At 64.3% G+C, this 23,314-nt stretch carries 19 protein-coding genes and 1 pseudogene; 5 read left to right on the top strand and 15 right to left on the bottom strand.

From position 1 onward, the window contains the following. Nucleotides 1-447: 447 nt before the first annotated feature. Nucleotides 448-2,418, top strand: coding sequence for a M23 family metallopeptidase (locus tag LB532_RS29460; protein WP_181169393.1), 1,971 nt, complete (start codon nucleotides 448-450; stop codon nucleotides 2,416-2,418). A gap of 17 nt (nucleotides 2,419-2,435) precedes the next feature. On the opposite strand, the gene LB532_RS29455 is transcribed toward LB532_RS29460, so the two are convergent. Next, on the bottom strand, nucleotides 2,436-3,989 hold the full coding sequence (locus LB532_RS29455) for an MFS transporter (protein ID WP_140640360.1): 1,554 nt from the start codon (nucleotides 3,987-3,989) through the stop codon (nucleotides 2,436-2,438). A 184-nt stretch (nucleotides 3,990-4,173) separates the two neighbouring features. On the opposite strand from LB532_RS29455, the gene LB532_RS29450 reads away from it, so the two are divergent. Further along, nucleotides 4,174-4,806 carry a TMEM175 family protein gene (locus LB532_RS29450; protein WP_140640358.1) on the top strand — a complete coding sequence of 211 codons (633 nt, stop codon included), beginning with the start codon at nucleotides 4,174-4,176 and terminating at the stop codon, nucleotides 4,804-4,806. A gap of 113 nt (nucleotides 4,807-4,919) precedes the next feature. Here LB532_RS29450 and LB532_RS29445 read toward each other — a convergent pair whose 3' ends face one another. The 9 genes and pseudogenes from LB532_RS29445 to LB532_RS29405 all read right to left on the bottom strand — a co-directional run bounded on the left by LB532_RS29445 (nucleotide 4,920) and on the right by LB532_RS29405 (nucleotide 17,492). Further along, nucleotides 4,920-6,404: a L,D-transpeptidase family protein gene (locus tag LB532_RS29445; protein WP_140640356.1), complete on the bottom strand. Its 1,485-nt coding sequence runs from the start codon at nucleotides 6,402-6,404 to the stop codon at nucleotides 4,920-4,922. A 250-nt stretch (nucleotides 6,405-6,654) separates the two neighbouring features. Beyond that, nucleotides 6,655-7,020: pseudogene (locus LB532_RS29440) on the bottom strand (MmcQ/YjbR family DNA-binding protein). 61 nt (nucleotides 7,021-7,081) lie between these two features. After that, nucleotides 7,082-9,688 carry an ATP-dependent chaperone ClpB gene (clpB, locus tag LB532_RS29435; RefSeq protein ID WP_140500939.1) on the bottom strand — a complete coding sequence of 869 codons (2,607 nt, stop codon included), beginning with the start codon at nucleotides 9,686-9,688 and terminating at the stop codon, nucleotides 7,082-7,084. Nucleotides 9,689-9,906: 218 nt separating this feature from the next. Further along, nucleotides 9,907-10,845, bottom strand: coding sequence for a DUF4167 domain-containing protein (locus LB532_RS29430; protein WP_140640354.1), 939 nt, complete (start codon nucleotides 10,843-10,845; stop codon nucleotides 9,907-9,909). A 304-nt stretch (nucleotides 10,846-11,149) separates the two neighbouring features. After that, a complete protein-coding gene (prmC, locus tag LB532_RS29425) occupies nucleotides 11,150-12,022 on the bottom strand; it encodes a peptide chain release factor N(5)-glutamine methyltransferase (protein ID WP_140640352.1) in 873 nt (290 codons plus the stop codon). Beyond that, nucleotides 12,015-13,094, bottom strand: coding sequence for a peptide chain release factor 1 (gene prfA / locus LB532_RS29420; RefSeq protein ID WP_140500926.1), 1,080 nt, complete (start codon nucleotides 13,092-13,094; stop codon nucleotides 12,015-12,017). The genes prmC and prfA overlap by 8 nt, the downstream gene beginning before the upstream one ends. 10 nt (nucleotides 13,095-13,104) lie before the next feature. Further along, a complete protein-coding gene (gene ptsP / locus LB532_RS29415) occupies nucleotides 13,105-15,375 on the bottom strand; it encodes a phosphoenolpyruvate--protein phosphotransferase (RefSeq protein ID WP_140640350.1) in 2,271 nt (756 codons plus the stop codon). A gap of 80 nt (nucleotides 15,376-15,455) precedes the next feature. After that, the gene (locus LB532_RS29410) at nucleotides 15,456-16,709 is read right to left on the bottom strand and encodes an aspartate kinase (RefSeq protein ID WP_140640348.1); all 1,254 of its coding nucleotides are present in this window, start codon (nucleotides 16,707-16,709) and stop codon (nucleotides 15,456-15,458) included. 210 nt (nucleotides 16,710-16,919) lie between these two features. Further along, nucleotides 16,920-17,492 carry a putative glycolipid-binding domain-containing protein gene (locus tag LB532_RS29405; RefSeq protein WP_140640346.1) on the bottom strand — a complete coding sequence of 191 codons (573 nt, stop codon included), beginning with the start codon at nucleotides 17,490-17,492 and terminating at the stop codon, nucleotides 16,920-16,922. A 213-nt stretch (nucleotides 17,493-17,705) separates the two neighbouring features. On the opposite strand from LB532_RS29405, the gene ubiG reads away from it, so the two are divergent. Next, nucleotides 17,706-18,455 carry a bifunctional 2-polyprenyl-6-hydroxyphenol methylase/3-demethylubiquinol 3-O-methyltransferase UbiG gene (ubiG, locus tag LB532_RS29400; RefSeq protein WP_140513840.1) on the top strand — a complete coding sequence of 250 codons (750 nt, stop codon included), beginning with the start codon at nucleotides 17,706-17,708 and terminating at the stop codon, nucleotides 18,453-18,455. A 6-nt stretch (nucleotides 18,456-18,461) separates the two neighbouring features. Here the strand turns inward: ubiG and LB532_RS29395 are convergent, their stop codons facing one another. Continuing rightward, entirely contained in the window at nucleotides 18,462-19,376 is a 915-nt protein-coding gene (locus LB532_RS29395) for a DMT family transporter (RefSeq protein ID WP_140640344.1), read from the bottom strand. Between the two features lie 99 nt (nucleotides 19,377-19,475). On the opposite strand from LB532_RS29395, the gene LB532_RS29390 reads away from it, so the two are divergent. Continuing rightward, nucleotides 19,476-19,961, top strand: coding sequence for a MarR family winged helix-turn-helix transcriptional regulator (locus LB532_RS29390; RefSeq protein ID WP_140625588.1), 486 nt, complete (start codon nucleotides 19,476-19,478; stop codon nucleotides 19,959-19,961). A 4-nt stretch (nucleotides 19,962-19,965) separates the two neighbouring features. On the opposite strand, the gene LB532_RS29385 is transcribed toward LB532_RS29390, so the two are convergent. The 4 genes from LB532_RS29385 to LB532_RS29370 are packed head-to-tail and all read right to left on the bottom strand — an operon-like array spanning nucleotide 19,966 to nucleotide 22,356. Then, nucleotides 19,966-20,391: a DUF1178 family protein gene (locus LB532_RS29385; protein ID WP_140640342.1), complete on the bottom strand. Its 426-nt coding sequence runs from the start codon at nucleotides 20,389-20,391 to the stop codon at nucleotides 19,966-19,968. Beyond that, nucleotides 20,388-21,248, bottom strand: a complete 861-nt coding sequence (locus LB532_RS29380) for a carbon-nitrogen hydrolase family protein (protein WP_140640340.1) — start codon at nucleotides 21,246-21,248, stop codon at nucleotides 20,388-20,390. Before LB532_RS29380 ends, LB532_RS29385 begins: the two co-directional genes overlap by 4 nt. A 10-nt stretch (nucleotides 21,249-21,258) precedes the next feature. After that, nucleotides 21,259-21,528, bottom strand: coding sequence for a glutaredoxin 3 (gene grxC / locus LB532_RS29375; RefSeq protein ID WP_140500918.1), 270 nt, complete (start codon nucleotides 21,526-21,528; stop codon nucleotides 21,259-21,261). Between the two features lie 27 nt (nucleotides 21,529-21,555). Then, nucleotides 21,556-22,356, bottom strand: coding sequence for a ComF family protein (locus tag LB532_RS29370; RefSeq protein WP_140640619.1), 801 nt, complete (start codon nucleotides 22,354-22,356; stop codon nucleotides 21,556-21,558). A 65-nt stretch (nucleotides 22,357-22,421) separates the two neighbouring features. Between LB532_RS29370 and LB532_RS29365 the strand changes: the two genes are divergently transcribed. Continuing rightward, nucleotides 22,422-23,294 carry a methyltransferase domain-containing protein gene (locus LB532_RS29365; RefSeq protein ID WP_140640338.1) on the top strand — a complete coding sequence of 291 codons (873 nt, stop codon included), beginning with the start codon at nucleotides 22,422-22,424 and terminating at the stop codon, nucleotides 23,292-23,294. The last annotated feature ends 20 nt before the right edge of the window (nucleotides 23,295-23,314 follow it).

The raw sequence follows: 23,314 nt of genomic DNA, 5'->3' as shown, positions 1-23,314 counted from the left end.
GCGCACCGCCCTCGTTCGTGAGGCGTATATAGTCGCCACCCTGACAAACTGTCAACACCGATCTCAGATGTTTTTGAATTTTTTGCGACAGAAATTTCAGGCCCGATTTGTCGATAGCTGGCTGCCGTTGGGGAACAGGACGTCAAGGAGTATCCAGCCACGAAGGAGCCCTATTGCCGCCGCATTGCCGTTCGACACCAGCACCAACAAAGCGGGCGCAGCGCAGCGGCGCGGTGCCTCTTTTGAGAGCCTCATATAGAGGTGTGCGATGAGCCCTCGATAGGGGGAACGCCGCCCTCTTTGCAGAGCGCTCTATAAGAGAAGCGCGCGAGGGGAATTCGACCGGGGCCCGAGGCTTCGTTGACTTAACCTGCCGTGACAGGCAAATGTCATGGCCACAACAAAAGCGACAAGCCGTTCCGCCCGGGGAAAAAGCAGCCTTTCTGGATGCCAGATACGGAAGATGTCATAGCCGAACTCGGCAACGAGCCGCCGCTTATTGCGGACGGCCGCAGTGGCCCCCCCGACCGGCGCGAGGTTTCCGCGCGCTGGCTGTCGGGCACGTTTTTGACCGGCGTGACCTCAAGCGTGCTGATGGGCGTGGCGCTGTTCGCCGCCCTCGACGGGCGCCAGCAACTGGCGACGCCACCTGAGATCGCCGAACTGATCGGCCTCGCCGGCAATGGCGATTCGGGCGAGATGGCCAAGACCACCAGGCTGGTGGCGCCACGCCAGATCGCCAAGGCCAAGGATCGTCGACGCATGGAAGTGTCGATGGTCACCAAGGTCGGCGACCGCGATGTCATCCACACCATGCCTTTCGTGCAGATCAAGATGGCATTGGCGGCCGGCCATACCACCAACCGACCCTACCCGCCCTTTGATCCGATGCAGGTGTTCGGCGACGACGGTGACGACGCATCGGCGCAACCGGCGACGGCCGCCGCTACGCCGGGCCAGATCTACGGCACCAAGGTCGAAAGCGAAATGAGCCTGAAGACCGTCGATTTCCCCATTGAAACGGCTTCCTTCGATGAAAAGAGCGACCTTTCCGCCGACGAGGTGGAAAAGGTAGTGCGCGAGGCCGGCACCGATCTCAGCGACGGCGCCGTCCAGGTCGCTTCGCTCCACTATGTCGACCCGCAGCGATTTGGCGAGGCCTTTGCCGAGAGCATGGCCGGCTCCTACGACGTCAGGATCGTGCCGGAAAACGTTTCGGTCGCGCCGCGTGCCAACGCCGACGATCAGGCACCGGCCTTCGCCGAGGAAATCATCCCTTTCACCAAGGATCTCGCCATCACGGAAGCCTTCGCAGATTCGGGCTATACGGGCGAGGACGCCGCAGGCATGGCCGAGGCGATCACCAAGCTCTTGAATGCCCCGGCGCTCAAGGCTGGAACCGTGCTGCGTGTCGGTCTCGAGGTTCATGGCGACGCCGCCAAGGTCGTGCGCACCAGCGTCTACGACCGGACCCAGCATATCGTCACCATAGCGCTCGACGATCGCGGCCAGTATGTGCCCGCGCAGGAACCGGAGCCCAATCCGGAGTTGCTGACGGCGTTCGATGATTCGTCGGCGCCGGTGGTGGTGCGCGGTAACCTGCCCAACGTCTATGACGGTATCTACCGTGCCGCCTATTCCTACGGCATGTCCAAGGCCATGACGCAGCGGCTGATCAAGCTGTTGGCCTCAGACGTCGACTTCCAGTCCCGCCTCAACCCGGCCGACCGTCTCGAAGTGCTGTTCTCGCAGCCCGACGGCGACGACCAGACCTCGGACAATTCCGAACTGCTTTACGTCTCGGCGACCTTCGGCGGACAGACGCGCAATTTCTACCGCTTCCAGATGCAGGACGGCAGCACGGATTATTTCGACGAGGACGGCTCGAGCGCCCAGCAGTTCCTGTTGCGCAATCCGTTGCCCGCCGGAAAGTTCCGCTCCGGCTTTGGCGCGCGCAGGCACCCGATCCTCGGCTATGTCCGCATGCATACCGGCGTCGACTGGGCAGCCCCCATCGGCACGCCGATCATCGCCGCCGGCAATGGCGTCATCGAGAAGGTCGGCTGGGCCGGCGGCTATGGCAAGCAGATCATCATTCGCCATGCCAACGGCTATGAGACCTCCTATAATCACCAGAGCGCCTTTGCCAAAGGCATCGAACCGGGCGTTCACGTCCGCCAGGGCCAGACCATCGGCTATCTCGGCCAGACCGGCCTCGCCACTGGCCCGCATCTTCACTACGAGTTGATCGTCAACGGCACCAAGGTCGATCCGATGCGCGTCCGCCTGCCGGTCGGCAAGGTGCTGAAGGGCGACGACCTTGTCGCCTTCAAGCGTGAACGCGAGCGCATCGACGACCTGCTGAAGCAGGAAGACAGTGATTCGCTAAAGGTCGCGAGCGCCAAGATCGAAGGATAGTTCCTTCGATCCACCCGTCAGTCGCGAGGATTTTCGGCGGGCCGGCGCCATGGCAATGATTCGCCTGAAATCGTCATCCAGGCGATGACAGCCGAAAGCAAGCAAAGCAGCGCCGTTACAAAGGAAACAGCCGAGAATGCGGCGTCGCTGGCGGCAAGCCTTGCCGCGTCGACAGCCGGGGCCAGTCCGGTCGACGCCGGTTCACCGAACCCCGGCACGCCGGGCAAGGCGCTGCCATCCAGGGCCTTCGCGTAGACCCAGGCGGCAAGCGACCCCATAGCAGCAACCGCGATCAGGCCGCCTATGCGCGAGACGGCATTGTTGATACCGGAGGCCGCGCCCGTATCCTTGTCTTCCACCGCCGTCATGATCGCGGTCGACAGCGGCGACACCACCAGCGCCATGCCGAACCCCATCAGCGCCATCAGCGGAAATGTTCCGGTCCAGAAATTGTGGATACCGGCATGCGTCAACAAGCCAAGCCCGGCGAAGGCGAAGGCAACCACCAGACTGCCGCTGGCGATCGGAAAACGCGGTCCGATCCGGTCGGACCACTGGCCGACAGGCCCAGACAGCAGTGCGATCAATGCAGACAGCGGCAGGAAGATGAAGCCGACCTCGGCCGTGCTCAGCCCCCAGCCGGCGATCAAAAGCATGGGCAGGTAGAAAAGATTGGCCGACAGCGCGAAATAGAGGAAGAAGGTCGCGAGATTGGCGCCGGCGAAGGCGCCGATGCGAAACAGATTGAGATCGATCATCGGCTCGCGCTGCCGGCGCTCGTAGAAAATGAAGACGAAAAGCAGGACTACGCCGGCAACGATTGCCGAACCCGACATGAATCCGGCAGCCTCCGCGTTCATCGCCGTCAGCCCGTAGGCCAGCAACCCGAAGGCCAGTGTCGCCAGCGCCGCGCCGCCAAGATCGAGGCTGCGCTTTTCGGTCGGCCGATCCGCCGGGATCTTGGCGAGCAGCAGGTAGATCGAAACCAGCCCAAGCGGCAGGTTGATGGCAAATATCGCACGCCAGATTCCATTGCCGAGGGTCGACAGCACGAAACCGCCCAGCACCGGACCGAGCGCTGTCGTCAGCGCCGAAGCGGCGGCCCAGATGCCGATTGCGCGGCCGCGCTCCTTTTTCGGATAGGCCTTGGCGATGATGGCAAGGCTGCCCGGCACCATGATCGCCGCGCCGACGCCCTGGATTGCACGAAACGCGATCAGCACCGCCGGATTGGGCGCCAGCGCGCAGGCCAATGAAGCGGCGATGAACAGCGCGATGCCAGCGACGAATGCGCGGCGCAGGCCGAAGCGGTCGCCCGCAGCACCGCCGGCAAGGATGAGCGCCGAAAGCGTCAGCGCGTAGGCATTGGATATCCACTGTGCTTGCGCCAGGCTGGCGCCGAGATCGACGCGGATTGCCGGCGTGGCGATGGCAAGGATCGAACCGTCGATGAAACCAAGCGCTGAAGCCAGGATCGCGGCGATCAGCACATAGCGCCGCTGCGACTGCGGGCAGAACGTACCGTTGGCGGTCGGCGGCGGGACGGCAGCGGCTTTGCTCGGTGAATGCATGCAACCTGCATAAACCCGCAGCGCGCCCGCAACAACCAGCCAGCGGTCCCGGTCGTTGAAACCAGCTGCGCTGCGACCTGGCCGCATTGGCAGGTGCCGGCTCACCCAGGTGCAAACAAATACCGGCATGCTAAGCTTTGCACGCGGCATCGGACGGGAGCCGATCAGACAGGAGAGAAAATCGATGAAGCGACCGCTCGAACCATCCCAGTCCGGGCTCCACCGCGTCGTCGGGCTGACCGACGGCGTCTTCGCCATCGCGCTGACCCTGATCGTTCTGGAGATTCGTGTGCCGACGCACGAGGCGATCCATTCCGAAGGCGATCTCATCGACGCCGTCCTGGCGTTGGCGCCGCGCTTCCTGACCTATGCGCTTTCCTTCCTGACGCTGACCATCTTCTGGTTCGGCCAGCAGGCGCAGCATGGGTTGATCACCAGATCCGACAGGCGGCTGGCGACGCTCAATTTGTGCTTTCTCGCCTTTATCGCCCTGTTGCCGTTCTCGACCGATCTTCTGGCCGACTTCCTTGAGTTCAGAACCGCGGTCGCCGTCTATTGGCTCAACCTGCTGATGCTCGGCGTCACTCTGATCGCCAGCTGGCACTATGCGGAGAAAAATGGCTTTCTGGCGGATGATGTCGACGCCGAAACCAAACGCACGGTCCACCTGCGCATCGTCAAGGCGCAGCTTCTGTGGGCGGTCGGCGCCCTGCTCTGTCTGGTTACCCCGCTGCTCAGCGTCGGCTTCATTCTCATGGTGCAGCTGATTTATGCCGCGACACCGAGCGCGAAATGGTTGCGCAGGATTATCGGGTAGAGCAATTCCAGGAAAAACGTGGCGGTTTCCCGAGAAAAACGTGTAGCGCTGGAGCGGCTCGGAAGTCTATCGAACACTGAACCGCTCTAACCAGCGACGAACGCCGCATGGTCTCAGTCGACGAATTCCACCGTCACGCCGGGCGAAACCAGCTTGGCCAGTTCGCGGGCATCCCAATTGGTCAGCCGCACGCAACCATGGCTTTCGGTCTTGCCGATCTTCGAGGGATCCGGCGTGCCATGAATGCCGTAGGTCGGCTTGTCCAAGGCGATCCACACCGAGCCGACAGGGCCGTTCGGGCCGGGCGGAATGGTCAGGACCTTGTTGTTCTCGCCCTGTTTGAAATTGATGTTGGGATTGTAGGTGTAGTTCGGATCGAGCGCGACACGGGACACGGCATGAACGCCGGACGGCGACGGCGTGTCGGACGAGCCGATGGTGGCGGGATAGGCCGCGACCAGCTTGCCCGCCGCATCATAGGCAAAGACCTCTTTCTTGCCCTTGTCGGCGACGATGCGAGCCACCGGCGTCGACACCAGTCTGCCAAAATTGGCGACCTTGATGATCGTTCCGGGACGGTTGAAATTGGCTTCCGGGTTGAGCGCCTTGAGATAGTTCTCGTCCATGTGGAAGCGCTCGGCAAGCGCTTCGGCGACGGACGTATAGCCCATGCGGTCGAGCTGCGCCTTCTGGCTGTAATCTTCCGGGATCGACGCGACGTAGGGGCCGGCCGCATCCTCGGGAGTGATCGTGTAGTTGGCCAAGGCATCGCCGCCCGATTGTGCAAGGGCCGCCTGGATGCCGACGGCGTCGGTCGATCGCAGATTGCTGCCGGTGATCTGGTTGTAGGCCGCCAGCGCCTTGTCGACATTCGAACCGAAGCGTCCGTCGATGACGCCAGGCGAAGCGCCGCCGCGATCAAGCAGCACCTGCAGAGCCGCGACATCCTGGCGTGCTCCGAGCGAAAGCGACGGGTCGACCACAGTCTTGCCTCCCGCCTTCGGCGGTAATCCCGCCTCGTCTGCGGGCGCCGGCTGCGCGGCGGGAGCCGTGGGCTGGGCCGGCTCTATCGAGGCCTCGTTCAGCGGCTGGCGCTTGATGGAGGGCGGCGTTGCCGGCTGCGGCACTTCCGGATAGTTGTCCTCGTCGCCGCCGGGGGCCGGCGGGTAGGCCTCGACGGAATTGTCGCCATAGGGATCATATTCCTGGACGGGCGGCGCGATGACCCGGCCTTCGTCTTCCATCTGCCTGCGGCGGAAGCGTGCCATGTCTTCCGGATCGTCGAGATAGTAGCGGTCGTCGTCGGCGGGGACGCGGCCGAGTTCGCGCAGCCGTGTCTCGCGGCGCAGCGCGCGTCGGTCGAGCCTGGTCTGCGGCGGTTGGATGGCGATGACCTTGCCCGTGTCCGCATCGACGATGACGCGGTTGCCCCTGGCGTCGTAATAGATGTCGAGATTGCCGTCCTGGGCCAGCAGGATGCCGCCGTCATCAGCGGGGCGGACGACCCGCGGCGAAGCGTCCTCGGTCGGCGCGGCGAACGCGCTTGAAAACGCCAGTCGGGCCGCAAGTGCCGAAAGGGTGAAGATCGTCCGCAACATGGTGGGCAAACTCTCCGGTCCGTAATTGCCGTGGCCGGCGGCTTCCGCGCGTAGCGAGTCCTTCGCCAGCGAACCACCGCCCGACCATAAGGTTCCAATATGAACCGGGCATGAAGATGGCGGTTTTCCGGCGCCTCGAGGAATATCAGCTAAATGCATATCGTCCAAAAGCGGCCCGGTTTGGGGTGAACGACATGCATAGAACAAAGAGCTAAAGCGCGTCGCCTGAATCCGTCGAACGTGACGCGCTCTAGCCTCCGGCAAGTCCCAGTTCCTTTCGCGCCTGCTTCGTCAGCTTCAGCGCGACAAGACGATGGCTCTCGCGCAGATAATCCTTTAGCGCGCCATCATCCATGCTCTAGCTTGTCTGGCGCTGGATCCATTTCATGCCGCGTGAGGCAAGGTAGGGTGCGGGCCGCAAGCCCGGCTGCTCCTTCAGCACATCATAGGCAATATCGGAACATTTGAAGGTAATGGAAGGGTCGCGGCCCTCGCTCCAGCCGCCGATGGCAAAGACCTTGGCGCCGACCTTCCAGACATGGGCGCCGCCCCACTGGACGACATGCGATGTGGCGGGCAGCGAGGCGCAGAAGCCGTTATAGTCGTCCAGCGTCATGCGCGCTCCTGCCGAATGACATGAAAAAAACCGCGCGCCCTGCCCGGCGCGCGGCGTTCAATCAGGCTGCCGCTTCGGTCGCGACGACCGTCGGCTTCGAACGGAAGTTCAGCCGGTCGGAGCCGGCCGTTACCTTGACGGTCGAGCCGTCGAGGATCTCGCCGAGCAGGATCTTCTCAGCCAGCGGATCCTGCAGGTCCTTCTGCATCACCCGCTTCAACGGCCGCGCGCCATAGGCAGGGTCGTAACCCTTGGATGCCAGCCAGTCGATCGCCTCCTGGTCCAGCGACAGCGTGATCTTGCGGTCGACCAGCAGGTTTTCCAACCGCTTGAGCTGGATTTCGACGATGCGGCCCATATCCTGCCGGCGCAGCCGATGGAACAGGATCACCTCGTCGACGCGGTTGAGGAACTCCGGCCGGAACGACGCCTTGACGACGTTCATCACCTCGTCGCGAACCTGGTCGACATCCTGGTCCTCGCCCAGATTGACCAGATATTCGGCGCCGAGGTTCGAGGTCATGATGATCAACGTGTTGCGGAAGTCGACCGTGCGGCCCTGCCCATCGGTGAGTCGGCCGTCGTCGAGCACCTGCAGGAGCACGTTGAACACGTCGGGATGCGCCTTCTCGATCTCGTCGAACAGCACGACCTGGTAGGGCCGGCGCCGCACCGCTTCGGTCAGCGCGCCGCCTTCCTCATAACCGACATAGCCGGGAGGCGCGCCGATCAATCGGGCAACCGAATGCTTCTCCATGAACTCCGACATGTCGATGCGCACCATCGCGCTCTCGTCGTCGAACAGGAAGTTCGCCAGCGCCTTGGTCAGTTCGGTCTTGCCGACGCCGGTCGGGCCGAGGAACATGAACGAGCCGATCGGCCGGTTCGGATCCTGCAGGCCGGCGCGGGCGCGCCGCACTGCCTTGGAAACCGCTTGCACCGCTTCGCCTTGGCCGACGACGCGCTTGCCGATCTCGTCTTCCATACGCAACAGCTTGTCGCGCTCGCCTTCCAGCATCTTGTCGACCGGAATTCCGGTCCAGCGCGAGACGATGTGGGCGACATGATCGGGCGTGACCACTTCCTCGACCATGCCGGCCTTGCCGTCCTGGGCCTCGGCTTCCTTCAGCTTCTTTTCCAGTTCCGGGATCTTGCCGTAGGCAAGCTCGCCGGCGCGCTGGAACTCGCCCTTGCGCTGGGCGATGGCCAGTTCGTTGCGCGCCTCGTCAAGCTGCTTCTTGAGATCGGCGGCGAGCCCGAGCTTCTGCTTCTCGGCCTGCCACTTCGAGGTCATCTCGGTCGATTCCTCCTCGAGGCTGGCGAGGTCCTTCTCGAGCCGGGCAAGCCGGTCCTTCGAAGCCTCGTCCTTCTCGACCTTCAGCGCTTCGCGCTCGATCTTGAGCTGCATGATGCGGCGGTCGATCTCGTCCAGAGCTTCGGGCTTGGAATCGACCTGCATGCGAAGCCTCGAAGCGGCTTCGTCGACGAGGTCGATCGCCTTGTCCGGCAGGAACCGGTCGGCGATGTAACGGTTGGACAGCGTCGCCGCCGCGACCAGCGCCGAATCGGAAATGCGCACCTTGTGGTGCTGTTCGTATTTCTCCTTCAGGCCGCGCAGGATCGAGACCGTGTCTTCCACCGTCGGCTCCTCGACGAAGACCGGCTGGAAGCGGCGGGCGAGTGCGGCATCCTTCTCCACATGCTTGCGGTATTCGTCGAGCGTGGTGGCGCCGACGCAGTGCAGTTCGCCGCGCGCCAGCGCCGGCTTCAGGAGGTTGGACGCATCCATGGCGCCGTCGGCCTTGCCAGCGCCGACCAGGGTGTGCATCTCGTCGATGAACAGGATGATCCCGCCGGCAGCGGCAGTGACCTCGGAAAGCACGGCCTTCAGCCGCTCCTCGAACTCACCGCGATATTTGGCGCCGGCGATCAGCGCGCCCATGTCGAGCGCCATCAGCTGCTTGTCCTTCAGCGATTCCGGCACGTCGCCATTGACGATACGCAGCGCCAGGCCTTCGGCGATCGCCGTCTTGCCGACGCCCGGCTCGCCGATCAGCACCGGATTGTTCTTGGTGCGGCGCGACAGCACCTGGATGGTGCGGCGGATCTCGTCGTCGCGGCCGATGACCGGATCGAGCTTGCCGGCGCGGGCATCGGCGGTGAGATCGCGCGCGTATTTCTTCAGCGCGTCATAGCCCTGTTCGGCATTCGCCGAATCGGCGGTGCGGCCCTTGCGGACGTCGTTGATCACCTGGTTGAGCGCCTGCGCGGTGACGCCGGCCTTGGCCAGTATGTCTGATGTCTTGGCCGATTTCTCGACTGCCAGCGCCGTCAGCAGCCTTTCGACCGTGACGAAGCTGTCGCCGGCCTTCTTGGCCAGTTCCTCGGCCGTCGAAAACACCTTGGCCAGCGGCTGTGCCAGATAGAGCTGGCCGTTGCCGCCCTCCACCTTGGGCATTGCTTCGAGTGCCGTCTCGATGCCGAGCTTGACGTCGCGGACGCTGCCGCCGGCGCGCTCGATGAGCGACGCAGCCAGACCCTCGTCGTCATCGACGAGCACTTTCAGGATATGTTCGGGGGTGAATTGCTGGTGGTTGCGCGAGAGCGCCATGGTCTGCGCGGATTGGATGAAGCCGCGCACGCGCTCCGAGTATTTCTCGAGATTCATACCTGTCTCCTTCCATCACCGGCCCGCTTTGCGGCACCGGATCAGATTGCGGTGACGGACCCGCCCGTTGGAGCCGGGTCCAGTTGAGGCTGATATGGTGCGCAACCCGCGAACCCTCAAGACGTCTCGATGGCTGCGAAAGCATAATATTCCACAGCCGCGCAAACGAAAACGGCGGAGATTTCTCTCCGCCGTTAAATGCATGGAAGCGTCGCCGCTCAGTTGTCGATGTCGGCGACCGCTGTGTCGGCGTTGCCATTGTCCGTTGGCGCCGCGGCCACCTCGCCAGCGCCGGCATTGTCGTTGCCGCTGGTGATCTGGTCGGCATTGCCGCGCGGGCGGCGCGGGCGCCTCGGACGACGGCTGGGACTAGTCTCCGCGGCCGTCTCATTGAGTTCGGCCTGGGCAGCGAGCCCGGCCGGCGACAGGTTCTCGAACAGCGGCGCCGCCTGCTCGACCGGCGCGGCGGATTCGGCTGGCGTGGCGACCTCGGCCTGTTCGGCCGTCTCGTTGCGCTGCTGCTGGGCACCCTGCTCGGCGGACGAACCATAATCGCCGCGCTGGCTGTTCTGGCCATAGCCGCCATTGGGGCGGCGGTCGCGATGGCGTCCGCCATTGTTGTCGCGGCCGCCACTGTTGCGCCCGCCATTATTATCACGATCGCGATTATCACGATCGCGGCCGTTTTCCCGGTTCAGCGCGACTTCGGCCGGCATGCCTTCGATAACCGGCTGCGGACCCGCGCCGTGGTTGATCACCGGAACCGGCGCATCCGCAACGTTGTTGCCGGCGTTGCCGGCATTGTCGAACTCGTCACGATCCTCATCGCCATCATCGTCGAATTCGTCGCGATTCTGCTGGACGTTCTGGATCGGCATCTGCGCCTGCGCGGCGGCAATGATGCGATTATAGTGCTCGGCGTGCTGGAGATAGTTCTCCGCCATCACCCGGTCGCCGGAGCTTTGCGCATCACGGGCAAGGGTGGCGTATTTTTCAGCGATCTGCTGAGCAGACCCACGGATCTTCACGTCCGGGCCGTTGCTCTCGTAGTTGCGCGTCAGGGGATTTGGCCCCTTGCGGTTGTTGTTATTGTTGTTGTTGCCGCCGCCATTGTTGTTGCGACCGCGCATGCGCCTGTTCTGCTGTTGTGGCCTCATTCGACTCTCTTCATATTGAAATTTTCGAAAACTCTTCACGAACGGTGGCGCTCATGCAGCCAGCCGTTTCGTTTCTTCACCGGCGTTCGCCCGCATCAATTGCGTTGGCGCCACGTGCCATCCTGTTCCGGTTACATCACTTGCCGGACGATTCCCGCACGAAGCTTGGGCGTCGTTTGCGCAAGAAGGCAGCTATTTCCAAGGAAAACCGAATCGCTAAGAGCACTGCCTGCTTCGTCTCATCCGGTTAAGGCGACCCTAGCCGCATTCCCCGGCATTGCCAAGCGGTTTTTTTCGCACTGCGTCAAGGCTTTCCCCGTTGAAAGACAAGAACCCTGTCGTTTCCGCCGAGGTCGCCGAACGCACCGGCGACCGCATAGCCGAACGAGCGAAATATAGCGGTGACGTCGATGTGCTGTGTGTAGCCGATCTCGACCGCAATCCTGCTTCCGGCTTCCAGAAACTTAGCCGCCTCAGCGGCGATGACCCTGTAAGGGCCCAACCCATCCGCGCCGCCATCCAGGGCCAGGCGCGGGTCGAAATCGCGGACTTCATCCTGCAGATTTCCGATGTCTTCCGATCGTATATAGGGAGGGTTTGCGACAATTACATGGTATCGGCCAGAAACTTTTTCGAACCAGTCGGACAGCAGCGTCGTGAACCGGTCGCCAAGCCCCAATTGCGCAGCATTGCGCGTTGCTGTCTTCAGCGCCCCCTCCGAGAGGTCGACCCCTATGGCAACCGCTGCCGGCACGGCGCTGAGCAGCGCCAGCGCGACGGCCCCGGTGCCGGTTCCCAGATCGAGGATGCGGCACTCGCCCTCGCGCATGACGGTTGCCCTGACGAAGGGCAGTATGGCCTCGACCAGCGTTTCGGTGTCGGGCCGCGGCTCGAGCGTTTCCGGCGACAGCGACAGCCGCAACCCGTAGAACTCCCGATAGCCTAGTATGCGGTGCACCGACTCGCCGCCCGCGCGGCGCCTCAAGGCGCGGTCGATCTGGACAAGAGCGGCGGCATCGACCGCATGTTCGGGATCGGCAATGGCCTGCGTGCGGGTCGTGCCTGAAAAGTGCTCCACGATCAGTCTCGCATCGAGCGCGGGATCATCGGCCGCGGCCAGGCGCGCTCTCGCTGCCCGCAGCAGCGGCCCCAGTGCCTGGGGCAAAGGATCAGCCATCGAGGCCGATATCGGCGAGCAGCTTCGACTGGTGGTCGGCGATCAGCGCGTCGATGACTTCGTCGAGTTCGCCCATCATCACCCGGTCGAGCTTGTAGAGCGTCAGGTTGATGCGATGATCGGTGACGCGACCTTGCGGAAAATTGTAGGTGCGGATGCGCTCTGAGCGGTCGCCGGAGCCGACCTGAGACTTGCGCGATTCCGAGCGCTCCTCGTCGGCCTTGCTGCGTTCCAGGTCGTAGAGTCGGGCCCGCAGGATCTGCATGGCCTTGGCCCGGTTCTGGTGCTGCGATTTCTCCGCCTGCACCACCATGATGCCGGTGGGCAAATGGGTGATGCGCACCGCCGAATCGGTGGTGTTGACGTGCTGGCCGCCCGAACCCGACGCGCGCATCGTGTCTATGCGGATGTCTTCGGCCCGGATGTCGATGTCGACTTCCTCCGCCTCGGGCAGCACGGCCACCGTCGCCGCCGAGGTGTGGATACGTCCGCTGGCCTCGGTCGCGGGCACGCGCTGCACCCGGTGGACGCCGGACTCGAATTTCAGATGCGCGAAAACCCCCTTGCCGGAAACCGTGGCGATGATTTCCTTATAGCCGCCGGCGTCCCCTTCGCTGGCCGATACCGTCTCGAACCGCCAGCCGCGCGAAGCGGCATAGCGCTCATACATGCGAAACAGGTCGCCGGCGAACAATGCTGCCTCGTCGCCGCCGGTGCCGGCGCGGATTTCCAGGATGGCGTTCTTGTCGTCGGCCGCATCCCTGGGCAAGAGCAGGATCTGGATGTCCTTCTGCAACGCTTCGATGCGCTCATCGACCTCTGGCAGGTCGGCCTCGGCGAGCGCCCGCATTTCGGCATCGGTGCCCTTGTCGGCGAGCATCGCCTCGAGATCGGCCTGCTCCTGCTCGGCCGAGCGCAAGGCTCTGACCTTGGCAACCATCTCCTGGAGCTCGGCATATTCCGATGCCATCTTCACATAGGCATCCGGCGCCGGGCCAGCCGACATCTGCGCTTCGAGCATTTCGAAACGCTTGACGACTTGATCCATGCGGTCGCGGGGAAGGGAGATCATTGTAAAGGTGCTATAACGGAATTGAGCGGTCGTCGGCAAAGGCCTGCAGCAGCGCCCGCATCGGCAGCCCCTGGGCCGGCGCCATCAGATTGTCGTCGAAGAACGCTTTCAACGCCTCCAGCGGCAATTCGGTCAGCATCGCCTTGACCGGACCGATCGAAGCGGGCGACATCGAGATAGAGCGGAAACCGAGGCCGACCAACGCCATTGCCGAGATCGGCTTGCCGGCGAGTTCGCCGCACAGAGTGACGGGCGTGTGGTTGCGGGCGCCGGCATCGGCGATGGTCTTGAGCACCCGCAGGAACGGCGTCGACAACGTGTCGAAGCGATCGGAAAGCTGCGTGTTGCCGCGGTCGACCGCCATCACGAACTGGAACAGGTCGTTCGAGCCTACCGAGACGAAGTCGACCGCCTTCATCAACTCGTCGAGCTGGAACAGGAGGGACGGCACCTCCAGCATCGCCCCGAGCTTGAGGCTGGTCGGCAAATGATGGGCAAAGCGCGACAGATGCCGCACCTCGCGGTCGATGATTTCGCGCGCCTGGGCGATCTCGCCAAGCTCGGTGACCATCGGCAGCATCAGCTTGAGCTCCCGCCCGCCGCAGGCTTTGAGCAGGGCGCGTATCTGGGTGCGCAGCAATCCCGGACGGTCCAGCGTCAGGCGGATCGCCCGCCAGCCGAGCGCCGGGTTCTCCTCCTGGATGGCGCCTTTGAAATAGGGGAGCACCTTGTCACCGCCGATATCGATGGTGCGGAAGGTCACCGGCTTGCCGCGCGCGGCATCGAGCACGTCGCGGTAGAGCCGCTCCTGCGCCTCGGCACGGGGAAAGGTCGAGGCGACCATGAACTGCAATTCGGTGCGGAACAGGCCGATCCCGGCGGCACCCGACTCGGCCAGTTGCGGCAGGTCGACGGCAAGCCCGGCATTCATCAAAAGGTCGACCGCAACGCCATCCTTGGTCACCGACGGCTTCTTGCGCAGTTCGCGGTAGACTTCCTGCCGGCGCGCCCGGAACCGCACCTTTTCGGCATAGGCGGCTTCGAGATCCGACTGTGGACGAAGATGGATCGCGCCTTCCTCGCCGTCGACGATGATGGCATCGCCATTTTCCGCCATGGAAACGGCGCCCTTCATCTGCCCGGCGACTGGAATGCCCATGGCGCGCGCGACGATGACGACGTGGCTGGTGGCGGCGCCATCCTCGAGCACCAGCCCGCGCAGCTTGTCCCGGGGATAGTCGAGCAGTTCGGCGGCGCCCATCGAGCGGGCGACGATGATGGCGTCCTTCGGCAGCGAGGCCGCGACATCCTCCGGCCCGCGTCCCATAAGCTGGCGCAGAAGCCGGTTGGCGAGATCGTCGAAATCGCTCATCCGCTCGCGCAGATAAGGATCGGTCATATGCAGCATGCGGGCGCGCATGTCGCTCTGCACCTTTTCGACCGCAGCTTCCGCCGTCAGGCCGTTGCGGATCGCCTCTTCCAGCCGCCGTACCCAGCCGCGGTCGTTGGCGAACATGCGGTAGGCTTCCAGCACCTGGCGGTGCTCGCCCTCGAAGGCGACGTCGCGGCGTTCCAGCATGTCGTCGATGGAGAGCCTGAGCGAACCGAGCGATGCCTCGAGCCGGCGGACTTCCTCCTCGCTGTCCTCGTTGAACAGGTTGGTGACGACGATGCGCGGCTCGTGCAGCACGACATGGCCGAGCCCGACGCCCTCATTGAAGGACAGGCCGGTGAAGCTGACGGGGCGGCGCAGGTCGAGCTCGAGGCCGGGCCTGGTCAGTCGCGCCAGATCGCCGGTGGCGATCATCTCGGCGATGACCATGGCGGTGGTTTCCAGCGCCTCGACCTCGTCGTCGCGGTAATGGCGCATGGTCTTGTTCTGCACCACCAGCACGCCCAGCGTGCGCCCTGCCCTGAGCACCGGCACGCCGAGGAAGGAATTGTAGATCTCTTCCCCGGTTTCCGGCAGGTAGGCGAAGGCCGGATGTTCCTGCGCATTGGACAGGTTGAGCGGCCGCGCGCTGGCGGCGATCGTGCCGACCAGGCCTTGCCCCAGCCTGAGCTGCGCCAGGTGCACCGCGTTCGGGTTCAGGCCTTCGGTGGCGTAGAGTTCGAGCACGGAATCGGCGCGCAGCACATAGAGCGAGCACACTTCGGCGACCATGTTGGAGGCAATGTCGCGCACGATGCGGTCGAGCCGCTCCTGCGGCTCCAGCGGCTCCTGCATGAGCTCGCGGAGCCGTTTCAGCAGAACGCGCGGGCCACTGGCCGGGTCACGCATCGCGGCTTCTTCTCCAATAGGCTTCCTGCCGGCGCAGTTTCGGCCGCCGCCGGCACGCACGCAACAACTGATTCAGTCTGCTACTGCTTATCCAGACCGTAGACGGAATGCAAAGTGCGAACCGCGAGTTCCGTGTAAGGACCGTCGATCAGTATCGAAATCTTGATCTCGGAGGTGGTGATGGCGCGGATGTTGATCGCCTTGTCGGCCAGCGCCTTGAAGGCGGTGGCGGCAACGCCGGCATGGCTTCTCATGCCGATGCCGATGACCGAGACCTTCGACATGCCGGCTTCCGACTGGACGACGTCGTAGCCGACATCGGCCTTCAGCCGGTCGAGCACGGCCAGCGCCTTGTCGACGTCTCCGGAGGGCACGGTGAAGGTCATGTCGGTAAGCTTGCCGTCCTCGGAAATGTTCTGGACGATCATGTCTACGTTGATGTTGGCCTCGGCCAGCGGCCCGAAGATGCCGGCGGCGACGCCCGGCCGGTCGCCGACACGGCGCAGCGAAATCTGCGCCTCGTCCTTGGCATAGGCAATTCCGGTGACGACCTGCTGTTCCACGATCTCTTCCTCGTCGCAAATAAGCGTTCCGGGCGGATTGAGCAAATCCCCCATTCCGGGCGCGTCGGGATCGTCGAAGGACGACCGCACGAAGGTACGCACCCTGTGCACCATGGCAAGCTCGACCGAACGCACCTGCAGAACCTTGGCGCCGAGCGAGGCCATTTCAAGCATTTCCTCGAACGATATCTTGGCCAGCCGCCGCGCCTTGGGCTCGATGCGCGGATCGGTAGTGTAGACGCCGTCGACGTCGGTATAGATGTCGCAACGGTCGGCTTTGACGGCGGCCGCGATCGCCACCGCGCTGGTGTCGGAGCCGCCACGACCAAGCGTTGCGATGCGGTTGTCCGGTCCGATGCCCTGGAAACCTGCGATGACGGCCACCTGGCCCTCGCCGAAGCGTTTGACCAGGAAAGCGCCGTCGATGTCGAGGATGCGTGCCGCGCCATGCGCGTTGTCGGTCTTGATCGGGATCTGCCAGCCCTGCCAGGAGCGGGCGTGCACGCCCATGTTCTGCAAGGTGATCGCCAGGAGGCCTGCCGTCACCTGCTCGCCGGAGGCGACGACGGCATCATATTCGCGCGCGTCGTGCATCGGCGAGGCTTCGCGCGTCCAGCCGACCAGTTCGTTGGTCTTGCCGGCCATTGCCGAGACCACAACCGCCACTTCGTGGCCGGCATCGACCTCCCGTTTGACGTGACGCGCCACATTGCGGATGCGGGCGATGTCGGCGACGGAGGTTCCGCCGAATTTCATCACGATACGCGCCATGGAAGCGAAATGCCTTTGACTGAAGCCGGCTCTGGGCCGAAAAACCGAGGAAAGCGCCCGGCTGGCGCCGGCCGCTGAATGCGCGGCCTCCTTAGCCAAAACATCCAGGCTTCGCAAGCGACGGCTCATAAGAAGAGCGCCGCGCGCGGGCTGGACGGTAACTTCATTTTGCGCAGGGCCCAACCGGCAAGGCCCCCGCGGCGACGGGCGTCAACCCGGGCGCACGATGCTTTTCCACAAATGTGGATAGTCGAGCACGAAGCCGAGTGGAGAGACCTCCAGAACCGCCTCATAGCCGAACGCCGGCGCGGCATAGGCATAGCGGGCCGCGTCGAGGCGCCTGTAGGTCTGGTCGAGCCGCGTCATTCTGAGCTCGGGAAAGGCCAGATAGGCGGCCGGCGCGGGCGTCGCCTCGCCGACGGCGAGCGCGAACCGGCGGATCGCCAGGAGGTTCGAAGCCGGCGTGAAGCCGAGGTCGACGTCGATCAGGCCGGCCACCTCCGGCTGCGGCTCGCCATCCAGCGCCCAGGAGCCGTCGGCGCGGCGTTCGATCCCCAGGGAAAGCTCTTGCGGGCCGAGAAAGCCCTCGACCCGTGCCGAGCGCGTGTGCCAGCCGGCATCGCAATCCACCTCATAGGCGATGCAACACGGCTTGTCGTCTTGCAGGAAGATGGCCTGCCCCTTCAGGCGGTGCCCGCCGGGCCGCTGCGAGAGCATGCAGGAATCGTGACCTTCAAGGTCGAGCCTGCGCCAAAGGATCGATGCGGTCTGAATCACGGCCATCTCCTTTTCTCAACACGATTTTCCTTTTTTCGCACGCCGCCGCTTTTTTGTTTCGGCCGAGGTGCCCCCGAGCTGACATGTCCTGACAGGGCACCGCCGGCAATAGAGGGCGCTTGTCGGCAGTGCCGGCCCGCGTACCGTCAGCAGGCGAAAATGCAGCCTTGACTTTCCCACCCCCACGCCCGACTTGCTAGCGTCCGAGGAGACCAATCGATGCCAGAGCCCCGACGATCGACGATCGATGCCGGAGAAGTGGAGCGCTTTTCCGCCCTTGCCGCCGAATGGTGGAACCCGAACGGCAAGTTCCGGCCGCTGCACAAGTTCAACCCCATCCGGCTTGCCTATATACGCGACCAGGTGGCAACGCGCTTCGGCCGCGATCCGCGCGCGGCACGGCCATTCGAGGGCCTGCGCTTTCTCGACATCGGTTGCGGCGGCGGCCTGCTGTGCGAGCCGATGGCGCGGCTTGGCGCCGAAGTGGTCGGCGCCGATGCTTCCGCCACCAATATCGAAGTGGCCAAATTGCACGCCGCCGAAGTCGGCGTGACGATCGACTACCGCGCCACCACGGCCGAGGACCTGGCCGACGCTGGCGAAAAATTCGACGTTATTCTCAATATGGAAGTGGTCGAGCATGTCGCCGACATCGACCTGTTCGTCGCCAAATGCGGCGAGATGGTCAAGCCCGGCGGCATCATGTTCGTGGCCACGATCAACCGCACGCTGAAGGCGCTAGGGCTGGCCATCATCGGCGCCGAATATGTGCTGCGCTGGCTGCCGCGCGGCACTCATCAGTTCGGCAAGCTGGTGCGCCCGGAAGAGCTGGAAAAGGCGCTCGGCGGCGCCGGCCTGACCGTCATCGACCGCACCGGCGTCGTCTACCACCCGCTCGCCGACCGCTGGCAGCGGTCGAAAGACATGGACGTCAACTACATGGTGCTGGCGGAAAAGGGCACGGTCTGAACCGGCTCACGCCGCCTGACTCTGCGCCCTCGCGCTGGTCCGGCTTTGCGCCTTGGTGGTGATGAACACGCCGGCCGTGATGATGACAGCGCCTGCCCAGGTCAGCAGCTGATAGTGCTCGCCGAGGAAGATCGTGCCGGCAAACAGCCCGACGGCCGCCGCCACATAGCCGATCTGGCTGAGATAGACCGGGCCGCCCACCGCCTGCAGCCGGAAGAAGAAGGCAAACATTGCCGAAGCCGACGCCATCTGCGCGACGACCACAAGCGGTACCGCGCCCAGCGGAACAAACGCTTGCCAGCCGAAAAGCATCAGGATGCCGAGGAGAAGCAAGGTCGCCGACGCCAGATGGCTGCCCACGGCAAGCTCGATCGGGCCGGTTCCTTCGGGCCAGTCGACGGTGCGGTAGATGTTGCCTGCGGCAAGGCTGACCGGGATCAGCAATCCGATCGTTACCCAGAAATAATCGGCCGGTTGGCCGGCCTCGCCGCGTGTGAGCGCGACCATGACCGCACCGATGAAGCCGACGGCAATGCCGATCACACCGAGCAGGTTGGGGCGCCGCACGCCAAGCACGATCGAGAACACGAGCGTGATCACCGGCGACAGCGTGAACATGATGCCCGTGTATCCCGCACCGAGATGCGGGATGGCCGAAAACATCAAGAGGTTTGGAAAGGCATAAGACACTGCCGCCGTGACGAGGAAATAGCGCAGCTTGCGCACCGTTAGCTTGATGCGCTCGCCACGCAGCAGGAGAGCCAGCAACAGCACGCCGCCAGCGCCGAGCGAGATGACGAAGGCCCAGACCATGGCTGGAACGCCGGCGGCGGTCGCAAGCTTGCCGAACGGCAGCGTCAGGCCAAGCAGAGCGCCTGTCACGACCAGCAGGCCAAGCGCCGAATCCCAGAGAAATTTCATCTGATGGTCCTCGTCATCGTCGCCGGCACTTGGCCGCCACTTCATTTTCCGATAAGATAACGAAAAGATTCTTAACGTCAAGATACATGGGCGGAATAGATGGACAGGGCGGCAAAAGCGATCGAACAATGGAACAGGGAGCGGCCGGACCTTGACGTCTCGCCGATGGGCGTGATCGGGCGGTTGAATGAAGCGTCCTCGCTGATTGCCCGCGAGCGCCTCGCGCCGTTGTTTGCGCGCTATGGATTGCAGGCCGGCGAATTCGACGTGCTGGCTACGTTGCGCCGCTCGGGCGCGCCCTACGCGCTGACCCCGACCGCCCTTTACGAGGCGACGATGGTGACCTCGGGCGCCATGACCAACCGGCTCGACCGGCTCGAAACCTCAGGGTTGATCGTGCGCGGTCCGCATCCCAACGACCGGCGCGGCATCGTCGTGCGGCTGACTGAAAAAGGTCTCGCTTTGATCGACGAGGCCGTTGCTGCCCATGTCGCCAACGAGCACGAGATCCTTTCCGGCCTGACGCAAGCCGAACGGGAAACGCTTTCGCGCCTGCTTGAAAAATTGATCGGCAGCGTGAGCTGACCGCTCAGTTCCGATCCTCTGGAAACACCGGGATCGGCATGAACTCGACGCCGTCCTCGGCCAGGCTCTTGGCCTCCTCCAGCGTCGCCTCGCCATAGATGCCGCGCGGGTCGGTCTCGCCGAAATGGATCTTGCGCGCCTCCTCGGCGAATTTGTCGCCGACATAATCGGCATTCTCGCGAACCTTCTCGGCCATTGCCTTCAGTTGCGCCAGCGCCTGCTTCTGCGCCTCGCCCATGGCGAGCGCTATCGTTTCCTGCTTGCGCGCCGTCGACACGGCCGGCGCCATCAGGGCTTTCTCCACCTTGCGCGAGCCGCAGGTCGGGCAATCGACGAAGCCACGCTTCTTCTGCGTGTCGAAATCGTCATTGCTGCGGAACCAGCCCTCGAACTCGTGCTCGTTTTCGCAGATCAGGGAGAAGCGGATCAAGAGGCCGCTCCCCTGAGACGCGATGCCTCGGACGAACCGGCATTGACGGCGAAATCCCGCGCATTTTTCAGATTGGGGATCTTCTTGCGAGCCGCCAGCGACTGCGCCGGGTCGATCTCTGCGACGATCACCGCCGGCTCATTGTGCGCCGCCTCCGCGATGACGCGGCCCCAGGGATCGATGATCAGCGAGTGGCCATAGGTTTCGCGGCCGTCCTCGTGAAGGCCGCCTTGCGCAGCGGCCACGACGTAGGCGCCGTTCTCGATGGCGCGGGCCCTGAGCAGCACGTGCCAATGCGCCTCGCCGGTTTGGCGGGTGAAGGCGGCGGGCACGGAAAGCAGGTCGGCGCCGGCCAGCGCCTCGGCGCGGAACAGTTGCGGAAACCGCAGGTCATAGCAGACGGCAAAGCCCAGCTTGGCGCCTTCGATGGCCGTGACGACCGCCTCCGTGCCGGGCTCGTAGGTAGCGGATTCGCGCCAGCTCTCGCCGTTGTCGAGATCGACGTCGAACATGTGGATCTTGTCATAGGACGCGAGCGTGGCGCCGTCCGGTCCGAACAGCAGCGCGCGGTTGGCGAGCTTGCCGTCGGCGCGCAGGATGGCGGTCGAGCCGACATGCAGGTGGACGCCAAGTTCGCGGGCCAGTCGGCGGGCGGTCGCGACGATGATGTCCTTGTCCTCTGAGGTGAAAGACACGGCCTTCTTGTCGCGCACCAGCGCTCCGGTCATTTCCGGTGTCTGGATGTAGCTGGCCCCCTGGCCGGCTGCTTCGCGCACCAGCCGCTCGAGCTCGATTGCGTTGCGCTCTGGCCTCTCGCCCGAACGCATCTGGATCGCGGCCGCCTTGAAAACACCCATCGTCATATCCTCAATTCGTCGAGCCATTGGCGAGCAACTTGTCCAGCCGGCCTTGCGCCTCCAGCTCGTGGAGGTCGTCGCAGCCGCCGACATGCGTGTCGCCGACGAAAATCTGCGGAAAGGTCGTGCGGCCATGGGCGCGCGAAATCATCTCCTGGCGCAGTTCCGGCGAAAACGACGCGTCATGCTCCGTATAGGCGATGCCCTTGCGCTCGAGCAGCCGCTTGGCGGCCGTGCAGTAGCCGCACATCATGCGTGTATAGATGGTGACGTCGACCATGACGAATTTCCACTGTTTGTTGCCGACTTATATAGTCGTGGACTCGTCGGCCCGAAAGTCCCCCGGCAGCACGCGTGCGAAGGTCAGCACGTCGACGGCGCCGGCCCCTGCTTTTTTCAGCGCCTTGCTGGCGGCGCGAACCGTGGCGCCCGTGGTGTAGACGTCGTCGATCAAAAGCACGCGACGGCCGGCGATCTCGATTTCCGCTTCGGCGGGCACGCGAAAGGCGGCCCGCACATTGTCCTCGCGCTGTTGCCGCTCCAGCCCGACCTGCTGGCGGGTGAGTTTCACCCGCCGCATGGCGGAAGGTGCGAAAGACAGGCCGCTCAATTCGCAAACGGCGCGCGCCAGTTCGGCCGACTGGTTGAAGCGCCGCCTGAAAAAACGCCGCCAGTGCAGTGGCACCGGCACCACGACATCCGCCTCGGCAATGAGGTCGGCGCCCGCGCGCAGCATCCAGCGCGCCATCCACGGCGCCAGGTCGGTGCGATCCTGGTATTTCAGCCCCTGCACCATCTGGCGGGCGACGCCGGAATAGGCGACGGCCGCCCGCGCCCGCTCGAAGGGCGGCGGATCGGCGATCGCCTCGGCGGACAGGAAGCCCTCTCCCATATGGTGGGTGAAGGGCGTGCCCATCACCGGGCACCAGGGCCGCTCCAGGAGGCGCAGCTTCGGCCAGCAGACCCCGCACAGAACGCCGGGCTGCGAGACATGCCTGCGGCAGCCGGCACAGACCGGCGGGAACAGGATGCGCGCCGGCCAGTTCGCCGCCGACCGTGCAAGGTTCCTGATGTCCAGAGGCTTGATCTTGGGCATGGGATCGGCCACGTGGTGGGTGCTGTGCGCCACTATATCAACTCCATCGGGGAATGGACAAACAAGGATCTGCCCGTTTGCTGCCGATAATGGACACCTCACTGTGGCTGGCGCACAAGCGGCGCGCGCTCGATCATCCGGTCGGTGGCGCGGATTTCCTGATGCGGCGCAGTGCCGACGATCTTGCCGACCGGCTGGGTGCCGTGGAGCGCAGGTTTAGCAAGGCAGCGGTGCTGTTTTGCCAGACGTCGGCCGCAGCCGACATCCTCGCCGCGAGCGGCAAGGTGGCGGACATCGTCCGTATCGAGGCGGATGCGGCTTTCCTGGGCGATTCCGCCGGCATGGTCGCGCCGCTGGAAACCGTGCCCTTCGAGCCGCAAAGCCTCGATCTGGCGGTGTCGCTTCTGTCGCTGCAGGCCATGAACGACATTCCCGGCATGCTGGTGCAGATCCGCCGTGCGCTGCGTCCGGACGGGCTTTTCCTCGGCGCCTTCGCCGGCGCCGGCACGCTCGGCGAATTGCGTGAAAGCCTGCTGGCGGCCGAGACTGAGCTTTACGGCGGCGCCAGCCCGCGCGTCATTCCGTTCACCGACGTTCGCGACGCGGGAGCGCTGCTGCAGCGCGCCGGCCTCGCTCTGCCGGTCGCCGATGTCGAGACGGTGACGGTGCGCTATGACAGCCTTTTCAACCTGATGGCCGATTTGCGTGCGATGGGCGAAACCAGCGCGCTTGCCGATCGCAGCCGGCGGCCGGGCACACGCCAGCTGTTCGCCCGCGCCGCGCAAATCTACGCCGAGCGGTTTTCGGATCCCGACGGTCGCATCCGCGCAAGCTTTTCGATGGTCTGGATGTCCGGCTGGGCGCCCGATGCATCGCAGCAAAAGCCGCTCAAGCCGGGTTCGGCCAAGATTTCGCTGAAGACTGTGTTGGAGCAGCCTAAGGGGCAATGACAGTGTCCGCGGACGCGGAC

Origin of the sequence: Mesorhizobium sp. ESP-6-2, assembly GCF_020164675.1 — a bacterium.
GTDB lineage: Bacteria > Pseudomonadota > Alphaproteobacteria > Rhizobiales > Rhizobiaceae > Mesorhizobium.
The sequence above is the reverse complement of the archived record's forward strand: the minus strand, read 5'-3'. Positions and strand labels throughout refer to the sequence as shown.